At 70.0% G+C, this 18,848-nt stretch carries 21 protein-coding genes and 1 pseudogene; 12 read left to right on the top strand and 10 right to left on the bottom strand.

Features of this window, described 5'->3' with window-relative positions; genetic code table 11:
• Window positions 1–10: 10 nt before the first annotated feature.
• Window positions 11–243: pseudogene (locus ACGFNV_RS13090) on the bottom strand (hypothetical protein); the annotation flags it as partial.
• Window positions 244–629: 386 nt separating this feature from the next.
• Here ACGFNV_RS13090 and ACGFNV_RS13085 point away from each other — a divergent pair.
• Window positions 630–1,979: a phosphatase PAP2 family protein gene (locus ACGFNV_RS13085; protein ID WP_393622506.1), complete on the top strand. Its 1,350-nt coding sequence runs from the start codon at window positions 630–632 to the stop codon at window positions 1,977–1,979.
• Window positions 1,980–2,010: 31 nt separating this feature from the next.
• Here ACGFNV_RS13085 and ACGFNV_RS13080 read toward each other — a convergent pair whose 3' ends face one another.
• Entirely contained in the window at window positions 2,011–2,898 is an 888-nt protein-coding gene (locus ACGFNV_RS13080) for a prohibitin family protein (protein ID WP_393621932.1), read from the bottom strand.
• A gap of 219 nt (window positions 2,899–3,117) precedes the next feature.
• Here ACGFNV_RS13080 and ACGFNV_RS13075 point away from each other — a divergent pair, with 219 nt between their 5' ends.
• Window positions 3,118–3,507: a hypothetical protein gene (locus ACGFNV_RS13075; protein ID WP_393621931.1), complete on the top strand. Its 390-nt coding sequence runs from the start codon at window positions 3,118–3,120 to the stop codon at window positions 3,505–3,507.
• A gap of 29 nt (window positions 3,508–3,536) precedes the next feature.
• Here the strand turns inward: ACGFNV_RS13075 and ACGFNV_RS13070 are convergent, their stop codons facing one another.
• Window positions 3,537–4,751: an SPFH domain-containing protein gene (locus tag ACGFNV_RS13070; protein WP_393621929.1), complete on the bottom strand. Its 1,215-nt coding sequence runs from the start codon at window positions 4,749–4,751 to the stop codon at window positions 3,537–3,539.
• A 12-nt stretch (window positions 4,752–4,763) separates the two neighbouring features.
• Complete coding sequence (locus tag ACGFNV_RS13065) at window positions 4,764–5,015, bottom strand: hypothetical protein (protein WP_393621927.1); 252 nt, start codon at window positions 5,013–5,015, stop codon at window positions 4,764–4,766.
• Window positions 5,016–5,229: 214 nt separating this feature from the next.
• Between ACGFNV_RS13065 and ACGFNV_RS13060 the strand changes: the two genes are divergently transcribed.
• Complete coding sequence (locus ACGFNV_RS13060; RefSeq protein WP_393621925.1) at window positions 5,230–5,700, top strand: VOC family protein; 471 nt, start codon at window positions 5,230–5,232, stop codon at window positions 5,698–5,700.
• Window positions 5,701–5,798: 98 nt separating this feature from the next.
• Here the strand turns inward: ACGFNV_RS13060 and ACGFNV_RS13055 are convergent, their stop codons facing one another.
• Window positions 5,799–6,875: an endonuclease/exonuclease/phosphatase family protein gene (locus ACGFNV_RS13055; RefSeq protein ID WP_393622504.1), complete on the bottom strand. Its 1,077-nt coding sequence runs from the start codon at window positions 6,873–6,875 to the stop codon at window positions 5,799–5,801.
• Between the two features lie 179 nt (window positions 6,876–7,054).
• Here ACGFNV_RS13055 and ACGFNV_RS13050 point away from each other — a divergent pair, with 179 nt between their 5' ends.
• Both ACGFNV_RS13050 and ACGFNV_RS13045 read left to right on the top strand, forming a co-directional pair.
• Window positions 7,055–7,750: a response regulator transcription factor gene (locus ACGFNV_RS13050; RefSeq protein ID WP_393621924.1), complete on the top strand. Its 696-nt coding sequence runs from the start codon at window positions 7,055–7,057 to the stop codon at window positions 7,748–7,750.
• Window positions 7,743–8,855, top strand: coding sequence for a sensor histidine kinase (locus tag ACGFNV_RS13045; protein WP_393621922.1), 1,113 nt, complete (start codon window positions 7,743–7,745; stop codon window positions 8,853–8,855). The genes ACGFNV_RS13050 and ACGFNV_RS13045 overlap by 8 nt, the downstream gene beginning before the upstream one ends.
• A gap of 72 nt (window positions 8,856–8,927) precedes the next feature.
• Here the strand turns inward: ACGFNV_RS13045 and ACGFNV_RS13040 are convergent, their stop codons facing one another.
• Window positions 8,928–9,827: a LysR family transcriptional regulator gene (locus ACGFNV_RS13040; RefSeq protein ID WP_393622503.1), complete on the bottom strand. Its 900-nt coding sequence runs from the start codon at window positions 9,825–9,827 to the stop codon at window positions 8,928–8,930.
• A 79-nt stretch (window positions 9,828–9,906) separates the two neighbouring features.
• Here ACGFNV_RS13040 and ACGFNV_RS13035 point away from each other — a divergent pair, with 79 nt between their 5' ends.
• The 5 genes from ACGFNV_RS13035 (at window position 9,907) to ACGFNV_RS13015 (ending at window position 14,013) form a co-directional block, all read left to right on the top strand.
• Window positions 9,907–10,920, top strand: a complete 1,014-nt coding sequence (locus ACGFNV_RS13035) for an EamA family transporter (RefSeq protein WP_393621920.1) — start codon at window positions 9,907–9,909, stop codon at window positions 10,918–10,920.
• The gene (locus tag ACGFNV_RS13030; RefSeq protein ID WP_393621918.1) at window positions 10,917–11,618 is read left to right on the top strand and encodes an NAD(P)-dependent oxidoreductase; all 702 of its coding nucleotides are present in this window, start codon (window positions 10,917–10,919) and stop codon (window positions 11,616–11,618) included. The genes ACGFNV_RS13035 and ACGFNV_RS13030 overlap by 4 nt, the downstream gene beginning before the upstream one ends.
• A gap of 171 nt (window positions 11,619–11,789) precedes the next feature.
• Complete coding sequence (locus ACGFNV_RS13025; protein WP_393621917.1) at window positions 11,790–12,404, top strand: DUF1326 domain-containing protein; 615 nt, start codon at window positions 11,790–11,792, stop codon at window positions 12,402–12,404.
• Window positions 12,401–13,162, top strand: a complete 762-nt coding sequence (locus tag ACGFNV_RS13020) for a DUF2182 domain-containing protein (RefSeq protein ID WP_393621916.1) — start codon at window positions 12,401–12,403, stop codon at window positions 13,160–13,162. Before ACGFNV_RS13025 ends, ACGFNV_RS13020 begins: the two co-directional genes overlap by 4 nt.
• Before the next feature lie 368 nt (window positions 13,163–13,530).
• Window positions 13,531–14,013 carry a DUF5994 family protein gene (locus ACGFNV_RS13015; RefSeq protein ID WP_393621914.1) on the top strand — a complete coding sequence of 161 codons (483 nt, stop codon included), beginning with the start codon at window positions 13,531–13,533 and terminating at the stop codon, window positions 14,011–14,013.
• Between the two features lie 44 nt (window positions 14,014–14,057).
• Here ACGFNV_RS13015 and ACGFNV_RS13010 read toward each other — a convergent pair whose 3' ends face one another.
• The 3 genes from ACGFNV_RS13010 to ACGFNV_RS13000 all read right to left on the bottom strand — a co-directional run bounded on the left by ACGFNV_RS13010 (window position 14,058) and on the right by ACGFNV_RS13000 (window position 17,132).
• Window positions 14,058–15,251, bottom strand: a complete 1,194-nt coding sequence (locus ACGFNV_RS13010; RefSeq protein ID WP_393622501.1) for a PP2C family protein-serine/threonine phosphatase — start codon at window positions 15,249–15,251, stop codon at window positions 14,058–14,060.
• Between the two features lie 139 nt (window positions 15,252–15,390).
• On the bottom strand, window positions 15,391–15,903 hold the full coding sequence (locus ACGFNV_RS13005) for a DUF5994 family protein (RefSeq protein WP_393621912.1): 513 nt from the start codon (window positions 15,901–15,903) through the stop codon (window positions 15,391–15,393).
• 239 nt (window positions 15,904–16,142) lie between these two features.
• On the bottom strand, window positions 16,143–17,132 hold the full coding sequence (locus ACGFNV_RS13000) for an STAS domain-containing protein (protein ID WP_393621911.1): 990 nt from the start codon (window positions 17,130–17,132) through the stop codon (window positions 16,143–16,145).
• 382 nt (window positions 17,133–17,514) lie between these two features.
• Between ACGFNV_RS13000 and ACGFNV_RS12995 the strand changes: the two genes are divergently transcribed.
• Both ACGFNV_RS12995 and ACGFNV_RS12990 read left to right on the top strand, forming a co-directional pair.
• Window positions 17,515–17,820, top strand: coding sequence for a hypothetical protein (locus tag ACGFNV_RS12995; RefSeq protein WP_393621909.1), 306 nt, complete (start codon window positions 17,515–17,517; stop codon window positions 17,818–17,820).
• Between the two features lie 186 nt (window positions 17,821–18,006).
• Window positions 18,007–18,261 (top strand): hypothetical protein, encoded by a 255-nt coding sequence (locus tag ACGFNV_RS12990; RefSeq protein ID WP_393621908.1) that lies wholly within the window; start codon window positions 18,007–18,009, stop codon window positions 18,259–18,261.
• A 46-nt stretch (window positions 18,262–18,307) separates the two neighbouring features.
• Here ACGFNV_RS12990 and ACGFNV_RS12985 read toward each other — a convergent pair whose 3' ends face one another.
• A complete protein-coding gene (locus ACGFNV_RS12985; RefSeq protein ID WP_393621906.1) occupies window positions 18,308–18,826 on the bottom strand; it encodes a hypothetical protein in 519 nt (172 codons plus the stop codon).
• Window positions 18,827–18,848: the final 22 nt, after the last annotated feature.

Genomic DNA, 18,848 nt, shown 5'->3' with positions numbered 1-18,848 from the left:
GCCTCGGCAGTCAGTCGCCGCGGGGCTTGCTGAACTCCTCGATCAGCACGGGATACTGCTGCCCGCCGTGTCCGGCGGCGATCGAGCGGTCGGCCATCGCCTTGATCAACCTCGGCAGTTCGGCGTTGACGCCCACCGCCTCGCTCTCCTCGATCAAGTGCGTCATCGCCCGTTCAGGACGCTCCACATCATGGCCAGACCGGCCACGTCGTACAGGGAGGCCGGCCCGTGGTTCGCCGCGATGCGGTCACGGCTGCGGCGACTGGACGATCGGACGGACAGGCTCGCTCAATCCCGCAACACGCTTGCCGACCACATCGATGCGGCCGAGCGAAGGGGCGACGAGAGTCACCCGCCCTTCGACGACGCCTGCCTGGCGTCGGCCCCCGCCTGAGCCGTCGGAGCCGTCGGAGCGGGCGGCGTTTCGCTGGGCGACACGTTGCCTCCCGGCCATCCCATGATGATGCCGGCCACATTTGCCCGCTGAAGCCGCAGTTTCGCGCCGCTCCGATATCATGTTCGAACTTACGATCGCCAGCCCCATCGCCTTTCATCTGCCCAGCCATTCGAACAAATCGGCCGAACGATTGATACCTAGAGCATCGCGGACGTCTTCGCGGACAAGCGGCATGACTTCGTTGCTTGCGTGGCCTCACCGGCGCGCGTTGCTGTGGGGCGCGGCGGGTGTGGTGGCTCTTGGATTCCTCATCACGCTGGAGATCGCCGCACGCCGCTACGGCGAACCGGGGCCGATCAGCACCCAGGTGAACGCCCTGATCTTCGCCCCGAAACCGGGCCCGCTGTACGGCGGCCTGGCGTTGATGCTGGTGGTGCTCACCTGGCGGCAACGGTTCATCGCGGTCGGCGCCGCGATCGGCATCGACGTCGTCTTCCTGCTGGTGCGGTGGGCGGTCGGCGCCAGGGCGACCGAGGGCCATTCCCTCGGCACCGGTGCGCTGTGGGTGATGTTGGGCGTTGCCGTCATCGCCGTCACGCGCCGCACCGGCCGGGAACGTGTCGTGCTGCTGAAGGGCGTCGGGCTGGGCATGTTGCTGGTGGCCGGCCGCAAGACCGGCGACACATGGCTGATCATCACGTCGAAGACGCGCCCGATGGTGCTCGACCCGTACGTGGCAGCCGCCGATCACGCGCTGGGCAACCCGTCGTGGGTGGTGGGCCGGCTCGTCGAGGCCACCGACCCGATCGGCCCCCAGGTTCTCCACCTGGTCTACGCCCAGCTTGCGGTGGCCGCAGTGGTCGTCGCGCTGTACCAGCTGCGCAACGTGGCGGCGGAGCGCCGCTTCCCGAGCCATCACCTGGTGCGCACCTTTTTGGTGATCGGCCTCGTCGGGCCTGCCATCTACATGATCTTCCCGGTGGTCGGACCGGTCTTCGCCTACGGCCCGGGCGCCTCCGGCACCGGTGGCGTGCAGTGGGCGGTGGCCAACCTGTGGCCGCACACGCCGCCGCCGATCAGCCCCCCGCACCCGGTGCCGTACGACGGGATCACCCCGCGCAACTGCATGCCCAGCCTGCACACGGCATGGGCCACCGCCATCTTCATCCATTCCCGCAGGGCCCCGCGGGTCCTGCGGTTCGCGGGCACGTTCTGGCTGATCGCCACCCTCACGGCGACGCTCGGCTTCGGCTACCACTACGGCGTCGATCTCATCGTCGGTGTGGTGTTCGCGCTCACCATCGAGGCCGCCATGCGCGCACACGCACGGGGCTGGGACCGGTCAGGAATCCAGCTGGTCGCGTACGGCACCACGGTCTTCGCCGCGCTCCTGGTGTCGTTTCGCTATCTGCCGATGGAGATGGCCGGACATCCGTGGGTGTTCGGCCCCCTTCTCCTTCTGGCGATGGCCTCGGTGATCCACGGCTACCTGCGGACCACCAGGCTGTGGGAACCGCAGGCCGCGCCGGCGCTCCAGCCGGAACCGCAACCCGAACCGGTCCAAGCAGCGTCGCAAGCCTGACCGCCAACCCCAGGTGCCGCCTCCGACGGCATCAGTTCTTGCCGTTGTCCACGATGACCGGCGTGCCGCCCGAGCCCGTACCGCACGGCACCGCGTACACCGGGTTGCTCTTCGCGGCTTCCCGGTAGGCCTCCAGGCACTGGTTGTACAGCACCTTGTCGCTCAGCGACCGCTCGATGATCTTGTTGGCGCTGGCGACGCCCTCCGCCTCTATCCGCTTGCGCTCCGCCTCCGCCTTGGCCGTACGCGCCGCCTCGGTGGCCCGCTCGGTGGCCTGCTCCTGCTGGATCTTCTTGTCGATCTGGTCCTGCAGCTTCTCCGACGGCTTCACATTGCGCAGATTGACGGACGTGACGTCGATCCCGCGCGGCGCCAGGCGCTTCTTGACGAGGTCGGCGATCTCCGAGCCGATCTGCTCACGGGCGGACGCGTACCCCTCCTCGCTGGTGTGCTTCGCGAAGACGTTGCGGATGATCTCGCGGCTGTCCGGCAGCACCAGCCGCTCCTCGACGGCTTCCTCATTGCCCGCCAGCCGGTACAGCTCGACCGCCTCGGCCGGCACCACGGCCCACTTGATGGTGACGTCCGCGTACAGCACACCGCCCTGCGAGGAGCGCACCTCCACCACGTCCTTGTCGTTGAGGTCGAGGTCCACCGGGCGGGTGGAGAAGGAGGTGACGTCGGTGAACGGTGACGTGAAGTGGACGCCCGAGGTCAGCGGCGTACCGATCTTGCCGAAGGTCACCGGCACGCCGACCTCGGCGGCACTCACGACATGAACACACGCGAAGACGCCCGCCAGTACGCCCGCCACGGCGCTGAGCGCCGCCCCGACCTTCCAGCCCGCGACGGCACGGCCGCGACCGACGAGAAGAAGCACTACCGCGGCTATGAGCAGCAGGATGCACAGCACGAACACAGATGTCCCCCTCCGAAACGTTTCCGCGCCACCTGGGGCGCGGCCCCGGCGCATCGTAGCCGTGCCCGGTGTCGTGCCATACGCGGACGACTTAACCGACTGACACCCGGAGAACGCGCGTGGAGATCACCTGATGAGCAGTCATGTGACTGATGTCGTGGGTGCGTTCCCGTTGAGAAGGTCGCGGTCGACAGCGGATTCGAACAACTGGAGACGGACATGAAGTTCTCGTCAGGCAAGATCGCGAAGATGGCCGGCGTCCTGGGCCTCACCGTGGCCGCGCTGACCGCCACCACCGCCACCCCGGCCTCGGCCGGCACGGCCGCCACGGCGAGTTGCACCCGCCATTGGCAGCAGAGCACCGTCCAGGTCCAGGTCGACAACTGCTCGGACGGCTGGGTGTGGGTCTGGGTCGGCGACAACTGGGACTGGGCGACCGTCTACGCGAAGGACGACTTCGACCGCCCGCATGAACTGTCGACGACGAAGGGCAAGTCCAGCGCCGCCAAGTTCCTCAAGGTGAAGAGCTTCCACATCTGCGTCGGCAAGTCGATCGGCTGGTTCCCCCCGCTTCCGTACAAGACGTGCGGGGAGGAACTCTACGTATAGGGCTACGTACAACGGCCGCAGGCCAGGCCCTAGTCGACGTCCACCGGGCCGTCGTTCGACCGCTTTTCCCTGGTGGTGGGCAGCTGGAGCAGACCGTTGCCCCCGTTCTCCTCGGAGCGGCGGTCGTCGGAGCGGCGGTCATCGGCGCGGCGTCCCTCGGAGTCCTGGCCGCTCAGGTTCTGTCGAACCGAGTCGAGGATCGTCAGGCCCTGTGACACCAGGCCGGCGGCGATCTCGCCGAGCCCGTCCGCGCCGTTGAGGACGTTGACGTTGGCGCCGGCGAGGCCGCCGGCGGCCTCCTTGACGATCTGCGGGAGCTGGTCGATCAGCATCCGGTCGAGCGCGACCCGGTCGTACGAGGCCGCCGCCTCCGCCTGGATCCTCATCCGCTGCGCCTCGGCGGCCGCGAGGATCCTGACCCGCTCGGCTTCGGCCTCGGCGGGCTTCACCACCTCGGCCACCAGCTGCTGCTGGCGCAGCTTGGCCTGGCGCTGGGCCAGCTCCGTCTGGGCGTCGAGAACCTCCTGCTGGGCGTGGGCCTGTGCCAGCGGCCCGGCCTGCGCGGCCCTCGCCTGGGCACGGTCCACCTCGGCCGAGTACTCCGCCCTGACCACGGCGGTCTGCCGGGCGTACTCGGCCTGGTTACGGGCCGCCACCTGCTCCGCCTCGACCGCGGCCTGGGTGGCCTGCGCCTGGGCGATCTGCGCCTGCCGCTGGATGGCCGCCTTGTGCGGCGCGGACATCGCGTCGATGTAACCGGTGTCGCCGTCGTCGATGGACTGGATCTGCAGCGAGTCGACGATCAGGCCGATCTTCGCCATCTCCGTCTTGGAGGTGTCCAGGACCTCCGCGGCGAGCTTCTGCCGCTCGGTGACGATCTCCTCGACCGTCATCGAGCCGATGATGGCCCGCAGGTGGCCGGCGAAGATCCGGCCCGTCAGCACCGACATCTGGTCCTGGTCGGAGAGGAAGCGCTGGCCCGCGTTGATGATGCTCTCGTGGTCGTTGCCGACCTTGAAGGCGATGACGGCGCGGACGTGCAGCGCGATGCCCTGCCTGGTCACACAGGTCTCGGTGACCTCGGACTCGCACATCGACAAGGTCAGGAAACGGGTCTTGCGGAAGATCGGGAGCACGAACTTCCCGTGTCCCGTCACCACTCGGAACGGCGCACCCCCCAGTCCCCGCCTGCCTCCCGAGATCAGCATCGCCTCGTCGGGGGCGGGAACGCGGTATCCGAACATGCCTGCAACTCCTCAGCCGGCGTCGACGGGACCGCCGCCGAGCGCGTCCAATGGATCCACCCACTCGATGACGCCCACCTCGCGACATCCCCGCGATTCGATCACGAGCACTGTCGCCCCCGTGGGCACGGGCTCCTCCGACCAGGCGAGGAAGGTCTCGGATCCGCCCCGGACCCGCACGAGAACCTCGCCGGGTCCTGCGGATCCGCGGGTTCCGATGAGCACCTTCCCCGTGCAGCCGATCACGGCCTCGTCCTGCGGCATCACCGGCTGTCCTCCTTGTCTGGCCCCACGATTCCGACGATAGACCCAGTCCGGCCCGGACCCAACGTGCATGAGCACCTGGTCTCCGAGTACGGCCGTGATGCGGACGGACCGACACTCCGACGGCGACTCGGCCGAGATCCACCGATGAGTCCCGCCGGCGGGGCCGGTCTACCAGGACGCACGCCGTCGAGCCACCGACTGGAGACCCACCATGACCCACCCCGCACACCCCGGCCGCATGCTGTTCCTGAACATCCCCGTAACGGACCTCGAGCGCAGCAAGGCGTTCTTCGCCAAGCTCGGGTTCGGCTTCAACCCGATGTTCACCGACGAGACCGCCGCCTGCATGCTGGTCGGCGAGCAGGCCTTCGTCATGCTGCTCACCCGCGAGAAGTTCGCGGAGTTCGCGAAGCTGCCGATGGCCGATCCCACCACGCACACGCTGGCGCTGTACTGCTTCAGCGTGTCGTCCCGCGACGAGGTCGATGCGGTCAGCGCCGCCGCGCTCGCGGCGGGCGGCTCCGAGGTGGATGGCGCCGAGGACCACGGCTTCATGTACTCACGCAGCTTCTACGACCTCGACGGCCACGGCTGGCAGGTCATGTGGATGGACCCCGCGGCGGCGGAGCAGGGCCCGGAGGCCTTCGCGGCCTCCCCCCAGGACGCCGACGCCCCGTCCTGACCACCGCCGGGGCCGGCCGGCCAGTCAGTCGGCCGGCCCCGGCGGATCACCCGGCCTTCGGGCCGGTGTCCCCATGGCGGAGCTCTGTTCAGCCGTGTTCACCAGCTGATCCCGGCCGCCACCGGCAGGTGGTCGCTGCCCGTGCCCGGCAGCACCCACGAGCTCGTCGGCTTCACACCGCGGACCAGGATCTGGTCGATCCGTGCCACCGGGAACTTCGCCGGCCAGCTGAAGCCGAAGCCGTCCCCGGCCGTGTCCTGGACCGAGTGCAGCTGGGAGGTGAGGGCGGCGAACGCGCGGTCGTCCGTGGTGCCGTTCAGGTCTCCGAGCAGCACCACTCGCTCGTTCCGCTCGGCGGCGAGGGCCTCGGCGAGCGCCTTGGCGCCGCGGTCCCGGCTGTCCGTCCAGAAGCCGTTCCTGGGAAACAGGCGTACGGACCCCAGGTGGGCCACGTACACCGCCAGCGGCCCCTTGTCCGTGGCCACCGTGGTGCGCAGCGCCCGGGTGTAGGCCATCGTGCTGTCGACCGGCTTGGTGGCCGCCAGCGGCCCGTAGTCCATCGCGGTGTCGACCGGCCGGGTGTCCGACAGCGGCAGCTTGCTCCACAGCCCGACCGTGCCCTGCACCGTGTGGTACGGATACGTCTTCGCCAGACCCTTCTCGTACACCGGCTTCGCCTGCGGGGTGATCTCCTCCAGGGCCAGCACGTCCGCCCCGGAGGCGGCCAGATCGCGGGCGGTGCCGGTCGGGTCGGGGTTGTCGGCGCCCACGTTGTGGCCGGCCACGACGAGGTCACCGCCCGAGTGGGACTTGTCGCCGAGCAGCCCGCCGAAGAGGTACAGCCACACCAGGACCGGCAGCAGCAGCGCGGCCACCGCGGAGGCGGAGCGGCGCCACAACGCCCCGGCCAGCAGCACCGGGACGAACAGGCCGAGCCACGGCAGGAAGGTCTCCACCAGACTGCCGAGGCCACCGTAGTCCGTGATCTTCGAGTGCAGCAGCATGATCAGGCCGAGCAGCAGCGCCAGCGCCGCGAGGACCGGGCCACGCTTCCAGGGCCCCGGCCGTAATCCGATGCGGATCGCCCGGCGCAGGCCCGCGCGCCGGGAACCGGAGGCCGCATCCCGGCTCCCGGCGCCGCCCTGTCCGGTCTCCGCCGTGTCCACCTGCGCCACCGTCTGTCCGAGCTCACGGCCGGTCACTGCTGCGTCCTCGGGCCCGGGGTGAGGCGAGTTGTCGTTCGTGCTGATGGTGGGGTTCGAGTCATGCTGCCAGTCAAGGCAGCGCGGTGTTGCCGGCACGTATGCGGTTTTCGATACGTCGGCGATATGCGTCGGCTCCTAGCATCGAGAGCATGCGTGTGCTGATTGTCGAGGACGAGCCTTACCTGGCAGAAGCCATCCGCGATGGCTTACGCCTGGAAGCGATCGCGGCCGACATCGCAGGTGACGGCGACACCGCTCTGGAACTGCTGAGCGTCAACGCCTATGACATCGCCGTCCTCGACCGCGACGTACCCGGGCCTTCCGGTGACGAGATCGCCAAACGCATCGTCGCCTCGGGCAGCGGCATGCCGATCCTCATGCTCACCGCGGCCGACCGTCTCGACGACAAGGTCACCGGGTTCGGACTCGGAGCCGACGACTACCTCACGAAACCCTTCGAACTCCAGGAACTCGCCCTCAGGCTCAGAGCACTCGACCGCAGACGCGCCCACGCCAGGCCACCCGTACGAGACATCGCGGGCCTGCGGGTGGATCCGTTCCGCCGGGAGGTCTACCGGGACGGCCGCTACGTGGCGCTGACGCGCAAGCAGTTCGCCGTGCTCGAAGTCCTCGTCGCCGCCGAAGGCGGTGTCGTCAGCGCCGAAGAACTCCTTGAACGCGCGTGGGACGCGAACGCCGACCCGTTCACCAACGCCGTGCGCATCACCGTCTCGGCACTGCGCAAGCGTCTCGGCGAACCCTGGATCATCGCCACCGTGCCGGGCGTCGGCTACCGCGTCGACACGCAGCCGGAGGCCGGACACGAGGGAGGCGAGCGTGGATAGGGCGCCCGGGTTGAGCGTTCGCCTCAAACTCACCCTCAGCTACGCCGGATTCCTGATGCCGGCCGGCGTCCTGCTGCTCGCCGCGGTGTGGGTGTTCCTCCTGCGTTACGTCCCCAACCGTGCGATGCTCATCAACCCCGACGACAGACCCACGGGCGGTGTGTTTCCCGTCCGGTCCGCCCTCCTGGAGGTTTTCGCTCCGAGGGCAGTCGCGGTACTGGCGTTCCTGCTGGTTTTCGGCCTCCTGGGGGGATGGATCCTCGCCGGCCGCATGCTCGCCCCCCTGACCCGCATCACACAGGCCACACGTATGGCCACGAACGGATCCCTCTCCCACCGCATCCGGCTGCCGGGACGCAAAGACGAGTTCCGTGAACTCGCCGACGCCTTCGACGCCATGCTCGCCCGGCTCGAAACACACGTCGCCGAACAGCAGAGATTCGCAGCCAACGCCTCTCACGAGTTGCGCACACCGCTGGCGATCTCGAAGGCACTTCTCGACGTGGCCCGCAACGACCCGAACCACGACACCGGCGAACTCATCGACCGCCTCCACGCCGTCAACACCCGAGCGATCGACCTCACCGAGGCACTGCTCCTGGTCAGCCGCGCCGATCAGCGGTCCTTCACCCGAGAACCCGTCGACCTGTCCCTCATGACGGAAGAAGCCACCGAAACACTCCTCCCCCTGGCCGAGAAGCGGGGCGTCACCCTCCACACCAGCGGCGACATCGCCCCCACGATCGGATCACAAGCGCTCCTGCTGCAGCTGACCACGAACCTCGTGCACAACGCGATCATCCACAACCTGCCCGAACAGGGCACCGTGTGGGTCAATACCGGCGTCCGCTCCCAGACCGTGGTGCTCACTGTGGAAAACACCGGCGAGAAACTCACCCCGGAGCTGGCCGCGACCCTCACCGAACCATTCCAGCGCGGCACCGAACGCGTACACACCGACCACGCAGGGGTCGGCCTCGGCCTGGCCATCGTCAAGACCATCGCCCACGCACACGACGGAACGCTCGCCCTCACCCCGCGCCCCACCGGCGGGATCCGCATCACCGTGGAACTACCCGCGACATCGCCGCACCCCGACCGGTGACGCCGAGGTGTGCTCAATGAAGCCGAAGTGTGCCCAATGAAGCCGAAGTGTGCCTGGTGAAGCCGCCGCGGGTCAGGACACTGCCGACCGCGCTCCCACCCCGAGGACGTCGAGCATCGCTCGGGTGGCCGGGCTGGGGTTGAAGCGGCTCCACACCAGGTACTCGGTCCGATGCGGTCCGTCGACCACCGGGACCAGCGCCAGTTCGGGGTCTTCAGCAGCCCGGGGCCGGATGAACGCCGACGGCAGCAGCGCGATGCCGAGCCCGCGCGCGATCAGCCGGGTGATGAGCTCCACGACGCCGGCTTCGTACGCGACGTCGCGCACCAGGCCCGCCGCGGCGAAGGCCTGATCGGACTGGGCCCGGGCGGGCGTCCCGCTCACGAAGTCCACGAACGTCTCTTCGGCGATCTCCCGCAGCGTGACCTGGGAAACGTCCGCCAGCCGGTGCCCGGCCGGCACCACCAGCACATGCTCGTCGTGATCGAGGACGACGGCCTCCACACCGAAAGGTGGCTCGCCCTCCGGCACGCCGAGGAAGGCGATGTCGAGCTCACCCTTCCGGACCGCCGCCGCCAGTTCATCGCTGCGTCCGGAACGGAGGGCGACGCGGACGCCCGGATGCCGCGCGCGGTACCGCTGCAGCAACTCGGGTACGTCGACGGCAGCCGTCGTCACGATCACGCCGACGGCGAGCCGGCCGCGTACCACGCCGGTCGCGGCGGCGGCGTCGGCAGCCGCGCGGTCGGCGGCGGCCAGGCACTCGCGTGCGCCGGCGACGAACGCCGTTCCCGCAGGCGTCAGTTCGACACGTCGGCTGGACCGGGCGAACAGCTTGACCCCGAGCTCCCGTTCCAGTCCGGCGATCCGGTGACTCAGCGACGACTGCACCACGAAGCAGCGCTCCGCGGCGCGGGTGAAGTTGCGGGTTTCGGCCACGGCGACGACGTAGCGCATCTGCTGGAGATCCACCCATCCATCGTTCTGGCTCATGGCTGCAATGACAAGCATGTGTTGGACTCATGGCAGGGCGGCTTCTGAGACTCATCACATGCATACGCCGCATCCTTCGACCGAGCGGGCGCCCGGCCGACCGTGGATCTCGCACGCGCCGCGGTCGGCCACCACCGTCGCCCTGACCACCCTCACCGCACTCGCTCCCGCGTCCTGGGGCACCACGTACGTCGTCACCACGCAGCTGCTCCCGCCCGGGCATCCGCTCTTCGCCGGGATGCTCCGCGCCCTGCCCGGCGGGCTGCTCGCGCTGGTGATCACCCGAGTGCTCCCGCGCGGGGACTGGTGGTGGCGGGCCACCGTCCTAGGCGCGCTCAACATCGGCGCCTTGTACCCGCTCTTGTTCGTCGCGGCCGAACGACTCCCCGGCGGTGTCGCCGCCACCCTCAGTGCCACCCAGCCGCTGATGGTCGCCGGGCTGGCCGTCGCGCTGCTCCATGTCCGGCCGACGGCCTGGCGACTGGCCTGGGGTGTGTTCGGCGTGGTCGGCGTGGGACTCGTCGTGCTGGGGCCGCAGGCCCGGCTGGACGCCGTCGGTGTCCTCGCGGGCCTCGGTGGTACGGCCACCATGGCTGCCGGGATCGTCCTCACCAAGCGGTGGGGCCTCCCCGCGGGGGTCGGTCCGCTGACCCTGACCGGCTGGCAACTGACCGCGGGCGGCCTGCTGTTGCTTCCTCTCACCTTCGCGATCGAGGGGGCGCCGCCGCGCATCGATGCCGGAGCCGCCAGCGGATACCTGTGGCTCGGCAGCGTGGGTGGACTGATCGCGTCCACGCTGTGGTTCCGCGGTATCGGAAGGCTGCCGGTCGGCGCCTCCGCACCGCTGGTGCTGCTGTCCCCCCTGGTCGCAGCCGTGATCGGCGTCGCGATGGGCGAGTCATTGAGCCCGCTGCAGACCTTCGGCTTCGTCCTCGCCCTGGCCGCGTTGCTCGCGGCACAGCTCGATTCGCCGAACCTGTCGGGCCGCATGGCGAGCGGCAGGCGCAGAGAAGCCCGATCCGAGAAGACCGAATTGCTCGACGACCCCATACGAGAGGGACGGACCCGATGAAGACAGCAATGAACCAAGGCCTGACGATCGCCGTACTGGGCGCCACCGGCATGGTCGGCAGCCGGGTGACCGACGAGGCCAGTGCACGCGGACACCAGGTGATCGCCTTGTCCCGGAAACCCGCGGGCGACAAGCCGGGGAACTCGAACGTGACGCCGCTCGCGGTCGACACGAACAACTCACACGCGTTGCGCGAGGCACTCGCAGGCTCCGACTCCCACGGTGCCGCGGACGCCGTCGTACTGACCGTGCGGACCATGCCGGTCGACGAGGAGTTCCTGGTCGGCACCACCCGTAAGGTGCTGGACTTCGCCGCGCGGCTCGGGATCCGCGTCCTCGTCGTCGGCGGCGCCGGCGCGTTGCGCAGCCCCGACGACCGCAATCTGCTGGTCGCGGACAACCCGGCGTACGTCCCTGCCGAGATCAAGGCCGTCGCCGCCGCCGGAGTCGCTCAGCTGCGAACCTGCCAGTCCCACGCCGATGCCGATTGCGTCTACCTGAGTCCACCGGCCCTGCTCGAACCCGGCGTACGGACCGGCCGCTATCGGCGCGGCACCGACACTCTGCTCCTCGGCGCCGACGGCCGATCCTGGATCAGCGCCGAGGACCTGGCCGTCGCCGTGCTCGACGAACTCGAGACCCCTGGCCCCGATCACCTGATCACGGTCGTCCACCATGGCGAACGCCCGTCGGCGTGAGCCGGGCCATGCGGTCAGGGCACTGCCGGCACGGGCGGCGGCCACGGATCTGCGTGGCGGGGGTCGTCAGGAATAGCCTGGAGAAGGACGCACCGGGACGGGACACCACGCCGAGGACCCTCCCGACGCATTCCCTTCGCCGCGGGGGACGCGAAACAGGGAGATGTAGCCATGCCCTGGAATCTGAACGGCACGTACCTGGAGAACTGCAACTGTGATGTGGTGTGCCCCTGCACCACCTCGGGCCTCACCGCACCGGCCGATCACGAGCGCTGTCAGTTGACCCTGGCCTTCCACGTGGACAGCGGGAACGTGGACGGCGTGGACGTTTCCGACCGCAGCGTCGCCCTCTTCATCGACGCGCCCCAGGTGATGGCCGAGGGCGACTGGCAGGTGGCGCTGTACATCGACAGTTCGGCCGACGACGGCCAGGCGGACGCGCTGGGCAAGATTTTCTCCGGCCAGGCCGGCGGGCCGATGGCGGCGCTCGCCCCGCTCATCGGCGAGGTCCTCGGCGTGGAGCGCACCCCCATCGACTACCGCGACGACGGCCGCCGACACGCCGTGCGGGTGGGCGACGCCATCGACGTCGAAATCGAGGACCAGATCGCCCCGCAGTTCGGCGACGACGGTCCGGTGATGGGCCTGACCGGCATCTTCCACCCGGTGAACAGCACGCTGACGATCGCCCGGTCCACCCGGGCCACGGGCGACGGCGTGTACGGCCGGTCCTGGGACTTCACCGGCGGCAACGGACACTCGGCGCCGTTCAAGTGGTCCGTATGACCGGTGGGCCGGACGCCGTCCGCCGCGGGGCCGGGCGCCCCGCCGGGCTGCTGCTGGTCGCGGCGGCCGCCGCCTGGGTCTGGCTGGTGACGCGCTGGGGCGGCATGTCGGCGATGCCCGGCACCATGGGTCTGGGCCTGCCCGCCTTTCTGGCCGTGTGGACGCTGATGATGGCTGCGATGATGCTGCCCGCCACGGCGTTCGTCGCCGCGCTGTACGCGCGCACCATCACCGTGCATCGGGCATCGCGCATGGTCGTCTTCACCGTCGCCTACCTGCTCGTCTGGGCCGCGGCCGGGCTGCCGGGGTACGGGCTGGCCGTTGCCCTGGGCCGGGCGGCGAGCCTCCCCGCCGTGGCGGGGACCGCAGTGGCCGCGGCCCTGTTCGCGCTCAACGGCGTCTATCAGCTCACGCCCCTCAAGGACCGCTGCCTGGCACGGTGCCGGTCGCCGATCGGGCTGATGCTGCGCTACGCCTCGTATCCGGGGCCCTCGCGCGATCTGCGCGCCGGGGCCCACCACGGGGCCTTCTGCCTGGGCTGCTGCTGGTCACTGATGGTGCTGCTGGCGGCGTTCGGTGCGATGAACCTGTGGGCCATGGTGGCCCTGGCCTCCGTGATCACCGTCGAGAAGCTCGCTCCGCTCGGCCGTCTGGTGGCCCGTGCCGTGGGGGTCGCCTCGATCGCCCTGGCCGTCGCCGTCTTCTGGGTCCCGGCGCTGGCTCTGGGCCTCACCGGTGCCGACATGACCGGGATGTGACAGCGGACCGTGTTCGCCGCTGATCGCGTGCCGGGCGGGCACCGGGGGGCCTGACACGGTCGCTCCTCCTGGTGGCGCTCCGATCCGGACCGTCCGCTCACGCATCGCTCACGCGCGGAGACTCGCGCTGGTGGGACGTTGAGCGCGAGTAAGTGCAGCCACCGCCCGGAACGTCCGGCGTCCGGCTGCCGCCGCGCTTCCGCATACGCCCATGCCCGGAAGCGCCGCGACAGTGATTCCCACCGTCGAAGCAGGCACCGGGGTCGGGCCGATCCCGGAGATGCCGGCCCCCCGGCGCCACGGAGTAGCGTGATAGGGGCGAGGCGAGTCCCGTGTTCGCACCGGTTCCGGAAGACAGGTGGTCCCTTATGGCCGGCTCCGATTCACCCCCTGTTTCCCGGCATCTGCCGAGTGGCGTTCACGCGGCCATGCGGCCGGGGTGTGCACTGCTCCGGCTGGAGACGACGGAGTCGCGTGAAGGTGTCCTGGACGGTGCGTGGTGGCCGCGGTCGCGCGACATCGGTGCCGAGCTGCCCGCGCTGCTGAGCGCTCTCATCGCACATCTCGGCCCCGTGACGCGCGTCGGACTGGACTCCGCTGCCTGGGAAGGGCTCCCGACGCGGATCGTCGTCGACGACCGGGTGGTGCACATCGACTCCTTCCCGGTGGGCGATGACACTGTCCTGATCACCCGCGGCGACCAGGACGTGTTCTCACTGCTGGTGGTCCCGCCGCACGCGACACCGGAGGCCGCCCATGCCGCGATGGCCCAGGCCGTCCGGGCCGACAACATCAGCCAGGCGGAACAGATCCTCATCGACACCGGGAGCGGGCAGGGGCCGTCCGACTGACGAGCCGTCCCTCGGCCGAGGCCGACGGACGCCAGCGACGAAGGTCATCCACGCCACTCCACCATGAGCAGCGTCGCGTCATCCGTGGTGTGTCCGCCCCGCGCCCGCTTGAGCGTGTGGGACAGGGAGCGCGTCACCGCCCGGACCCCGCGGCCGGTTCTCTCCAGCTGGTTCACACAGGTGATCAGCTGGTTCTCCCCGAACTCCTCGTTGCTCATCTTGTGCTCCTCGACCAGTCCGTCGCTGAAGCAGAGGACGCGGTCCCCGCGCTCCAGCTCCAGTTCGCTGATCCGTGGCTCCGCACCGCCCAGGCCGACGGGGAGGGTCGTCGGGGCGGCCAAGCGGCCCGCGACGCGGTGGTCGCGGACGAGGATCGGCGGCGGGTGCCCTGCGTTGACCCACTGGACCTGTCCTGTCGTCGTGTCCAGCTGCATCATCTGCGCGGTGACGAAGTGCTCGGGACCGAACTGCTCCGCCACCGCGCGGTCCATGAAGTCGTAGATCTCCGACAGCCCGACGCCGGCGCGGCGGGCGTGCCGGTAGGCGCCGATGGCCACGGTGGCCATCGTGGCCGCGTCCAGGCCGTGCCCCATCGCGTCGATCATGACGACGTAGAGGATGTCCCCGTTGAGCGCGTAGTCGAAGCTGTCACCCGCCACGTCGTAGGCGGGTTCCAGGATCCCGGCCACGGCGACCCGGGGCATGATCATCGCCAGCGGTGGCAGCAGGGACCACTGGATCTCCGCGGCGACGCTCATCGGCTCATCACGTCGGGTGGTGAAGAACAGGTCGGAGTAGCCGTGCTTGGTCACCAGCAGGTCGGCCACCAGGCCGGAGAGCCTGTACAGCAGGCGGCGGTCGTGGTCGTCGACCCTGTCCAGCGTCACGGCCATGACACCCACCTGGTCACCGCCGTCCAGCAGCGGCAGGTGGACCCGTACGCAGTCGTCGTCGGACACCTCGACGCGGACCGCGTCGAGAAAGCAGCGTCCCGCGTCGGAGTCGTCGATCAGCTGCGGCTCCCCGCCCGCGAGGCCCTCGCCGGGCAGGGGTACGAGCATCAGCTGGCCGTAGTCCTGCAGCAGAACCTGCGGACGGCGGCCCCCCAATCGCTCCACCACGTCGGAGACCAAGGGCCCGATGAGATGGGGAGGAAGCTCGTGCGCGCGGTCGAGAACCGCTCCCAGCAGAGCTTCCCCGAAGCTCTCGGAGCGGTCCGCGCGCCGTCCGGGCATCATCCGCTCACTCGCCATGATCCGCGCGCACGGGTCGCGGCGGTGTCGGACGACGAAGCGATCGCTCGTGCCATTGCTCCACCGGAGACGTCGACGACCGGACCGGCCGGCCGGTCACGTGGGCCCGACCGCGTCGGGCCTCTCACCTGAGTCCGGGACCCCCTTCCGACTCCCATGTGGCTTCCCCGTCCAGGCCGCTCTCGGCGAGTTCCAGGATGCGCGGAGCCGACAGCGGGTTCTCGGGGTCGGCGGCGGCGGTCAGCAGTCGGGTGGCTGCTCCGGGCGGCTCGTCGGGTGGGATGACCAGCAGTTCCCAGCGTCCCGTGGTGCTGCAGTCCAGGGTGATGGCATGCGCTTCGGCGGCGAGGTCGCTCTGGGCCACCTCGATCACGTGGCCGGGCGCCATCACTTTCTGCGGGGCATCGGGCCAGGACGCGGGGTCCATGGTGACCCGGGTGATGGTGCCGACGGCCGGGTCCAATGCGCCGACCAGCGCGGGCAGCTCCAGTTCCAGCGCGTCACAGCGCGGCCACCACGCTCCGTCCAGCGGGCCGTGGCTGACGCCCGGCGTGAGGCTCAGACGGGGCAAGGGCATCCGGTAGGTGTGCGCGTCACCGGGTTGTGTGCCTTCGGCGGGCTTTTTGATGGTGTCCATCGTGCGATCCCGTCCCGGGCGGCGCCTTCGGCTGCCCGCGTCTATCACTCGCGGGGAACGGCCTCGCCGTGGTCGTGCGGCCGAAAAGGCTCTCGGTAACTGCCAGAGTACTCCCGGCCGTGGCGGGCGGCGCGGGGCGCAACCGCCGTGCGGAGGGCGCGTCCGCACCGCAGACGACGGGGACAGGACACCTCGGCCGGTACGGCCCGCCGGCTCATCGACCACAACAGTCGTCCTGATCACCGGCCTGCCGGGGAGGGGCTCTCCAGGGGCAGGATCAGCACGGAGGGGGCCACCGGGCCGGGCAGCCCGACGACCTCTCCCATGTTCTGCCAGCCCCAGGACTCGAATACGGCATGTCCGGCCTGGTCGGCCGGATGGAGCAGGGCGACTCCGAGGGCGGTGTGCCGGTCGGTGAGCAGGCGCTGTTGCAGTCGGCGGGCGATGTCGCGGCGCTGAGCGTGCGGATGGGCGACGACCTGCGTGAGGACGACGAACCGCGCGCAGGTGGTGAGCCGTTGGATGCTCTCCTGCAGCAGTTGGTCGAACCCTCGTCGGCCGGAACCGTCCGGGCCCAGCGGAAAGCCGTAGGCACAACCGACCAGCACCGTCGTCTCGGCGACCAGCAGCGCGAAGCCGGGCCGCCTGGCACTGACGGCCAGGTGGCGCAGGAACTCTCCCCGGCCGTGGAACGACGCACCGGGAGTGTCCGCGACGGACGCCATGGCCAGGTCCGCGATGTCCTGCTCCACTCCTTCGGTCTGCCAACGGGTCAGCCGACGCAGGCGGATTCCGTCCTTGGGGACCGGTTTGCGAGCGGTGTCCTCAGGCGTCCGCGGTCCGTCGGCCGACGGACCCGAGGAGGCCGCTTCCAAGAGGTCGCGGGGCAGCGCGGGCGGCACGGGATCCGTAGGGGCTGCGAGGAGCAGGGGGGTGGAGCCGGTGACGGCGAGGAGCCGGGTGATCTGCGCGCACGGGTGGTGCAACCGCAGGGACGTGTGCACCCGGCCGGCGCGCTGTGACATCGACAGGAAGACGTCCAGGCCCCTGGCGTCGCAGGAGCCGACCGTGGTGAGGTCGACGTCGATGACGGTGACGCCGTCGCGCAGACACTGCTCCAGTGCGGCCCGCAGCAGCGGTGCCGTGGCCGGTCCGATCGCACCGGCGAGCGTGACGAGTGCCCCCTCCCCTCGGTTCCGCCGGTGGACGTCCAGCCGGGAAAGGACCATCACGCCTCCCCTCGGCAGGAGCGCGGGCCGGTGCGGGCACGCGGTACGCGGGCGGCCATGACGAGCGTGCCTGGAGTTGCTTCGACCGCGGCGGACATGATGCCGACCCGTCTCCGCGCCGACCGCTGGGGTGGCTCGGGGTTTCCTCTCTCGCCGAGGACGACCCGGCGCGGCGGCCGGAGTGCGTGATGCCCTCGGTACTCCCCACCGTACGTCGCCGAGGCCGGAAGCGGCCGCAGCGAGGGTGCCCAGGAGTACGGTGGAGAAGGTCGAGGGTACTTCGTACTCCGGTGACAGGACTGGTCTCGTCCTCGGCGCGCGGCACGGTAGGGCCGCGTGAGACGACACGAGCCGTTCCGACGGCCCGGGGCAGGTGCCGATCATGACCACCGAATCCCTGCAGCCGCACTCACCCTTGACTGAAGACTTTCCGGACGACGCTCCCGCCGAGGGCACGGTCGAGGTGCGCATCGTCTCCACGGATGCCGAAGCGGCCCGGCACGTCGCGGACGCTCTCCGGCTGCTGTTCGCCGGAGGCGAGCAGCGCAGCTATCCGGCGTTCACGTCGGGGCGAGGGACACGTCTGCACCTCACGCTCGACCCCGCGCGGGGCGCCGGCCCACTCCGTTCCTGGCTGGACGTCAGCAGACCGCCCGTCGACCGGACGCATCCGGGCGAGACCGCGTGACGCGTGCGCCTGCCGGGCTGCGGTCGGCGCCCGCCCGGACCGGCCACCGCCCCGCCGCATCCCGGACCTTGGCAAGTCTCCCGTCCGCACCAGCTGGGGCCGAGATCGTACGACAGTGACTGCTCAACTCAGTTGACCGGAGGAGCCGCAGTTGCTCTACTGCGGTGCCGGAGCGGGGGAGGACCTGTGGCAGAACTGCCGGAGAGTGTAGATCGCGACATTCTTGAGGGGCGCACCATCCTCGCAGTGAAGACGATTCGTGAGGCACAGGGATGCTCGCTCCGCGAAGCGGTTGATCTTTACCATCAGCGCTATAGACAGCTTCATCCTGAGCCGCAACCAGCCCAGGAAGCTCCCCGGCCCCGGGTGCTGCGCTTCGAGCGGGACGGTTCTTTGGTCGTGGTTGAGGGACTGCAAGACGGTCACAGGCCGAAGAAGTGACGGGCCGGGTCTCTGACCTGCGGCCGTGTAATCGATCAACGCTTTGTCAGGAAAGCCCGGACGCCCTGAGGACCGCGCGCGCGGTCTCGTCGTCGATCCGGTGACCGAGCCGTTCCAGCACGTCCGCTCCTTGGTGCAGTGTGCCCCGCTCGAGGGAGCGACGTACGCCCGTGTCGAGTTCGTGCCAGAGCAGCGGGTTGGCGACGAGGACACGGGGGTCGAGTTCCAGGCGATAGCCGTAGGTGTCCCGCAGGACGAGGTGGGAGGAGACGCCGTCGTACTGCCGTACGGCCACCAGCGCGTCCGTGCGCACCAGGCGTCGAGACCACGGCTCGCGTACCGCCAGCCAGCCAGGGCCCGCGGTCACCCGGGGCGGGAGCAGGATGGTGAGGACCACCGTCGACGCGGTGACCCACAACAGGGCGTGGAGGGGGGCCAAGCTCCCCGCGTCCCAGTCGACCAGCAGGGCCATCGCGCAGAAGACCAGGGCGCAGCTCACCGCGAACCGGGCGCTGCCACGCCAGTGGCGGTCGCCGGCCGGGCTCGGCGGTCCGCTCCGTCGCATGGCGCCGACGCTAGGCCGCTGA

The organism is Streptomyces sp. NPDC048751 (genome assembly GCF_043198595.1).
Classification (GTDB): Bacteria; Actinomycetota; Actinomycetes; order Streptomycetales; family Streptomycetaceae; genus Streptomyces.
Note: the sequence above shows the minus strand (reverse complement) of the source record. Positions and strands in the feature narration are given on the sequence as shown.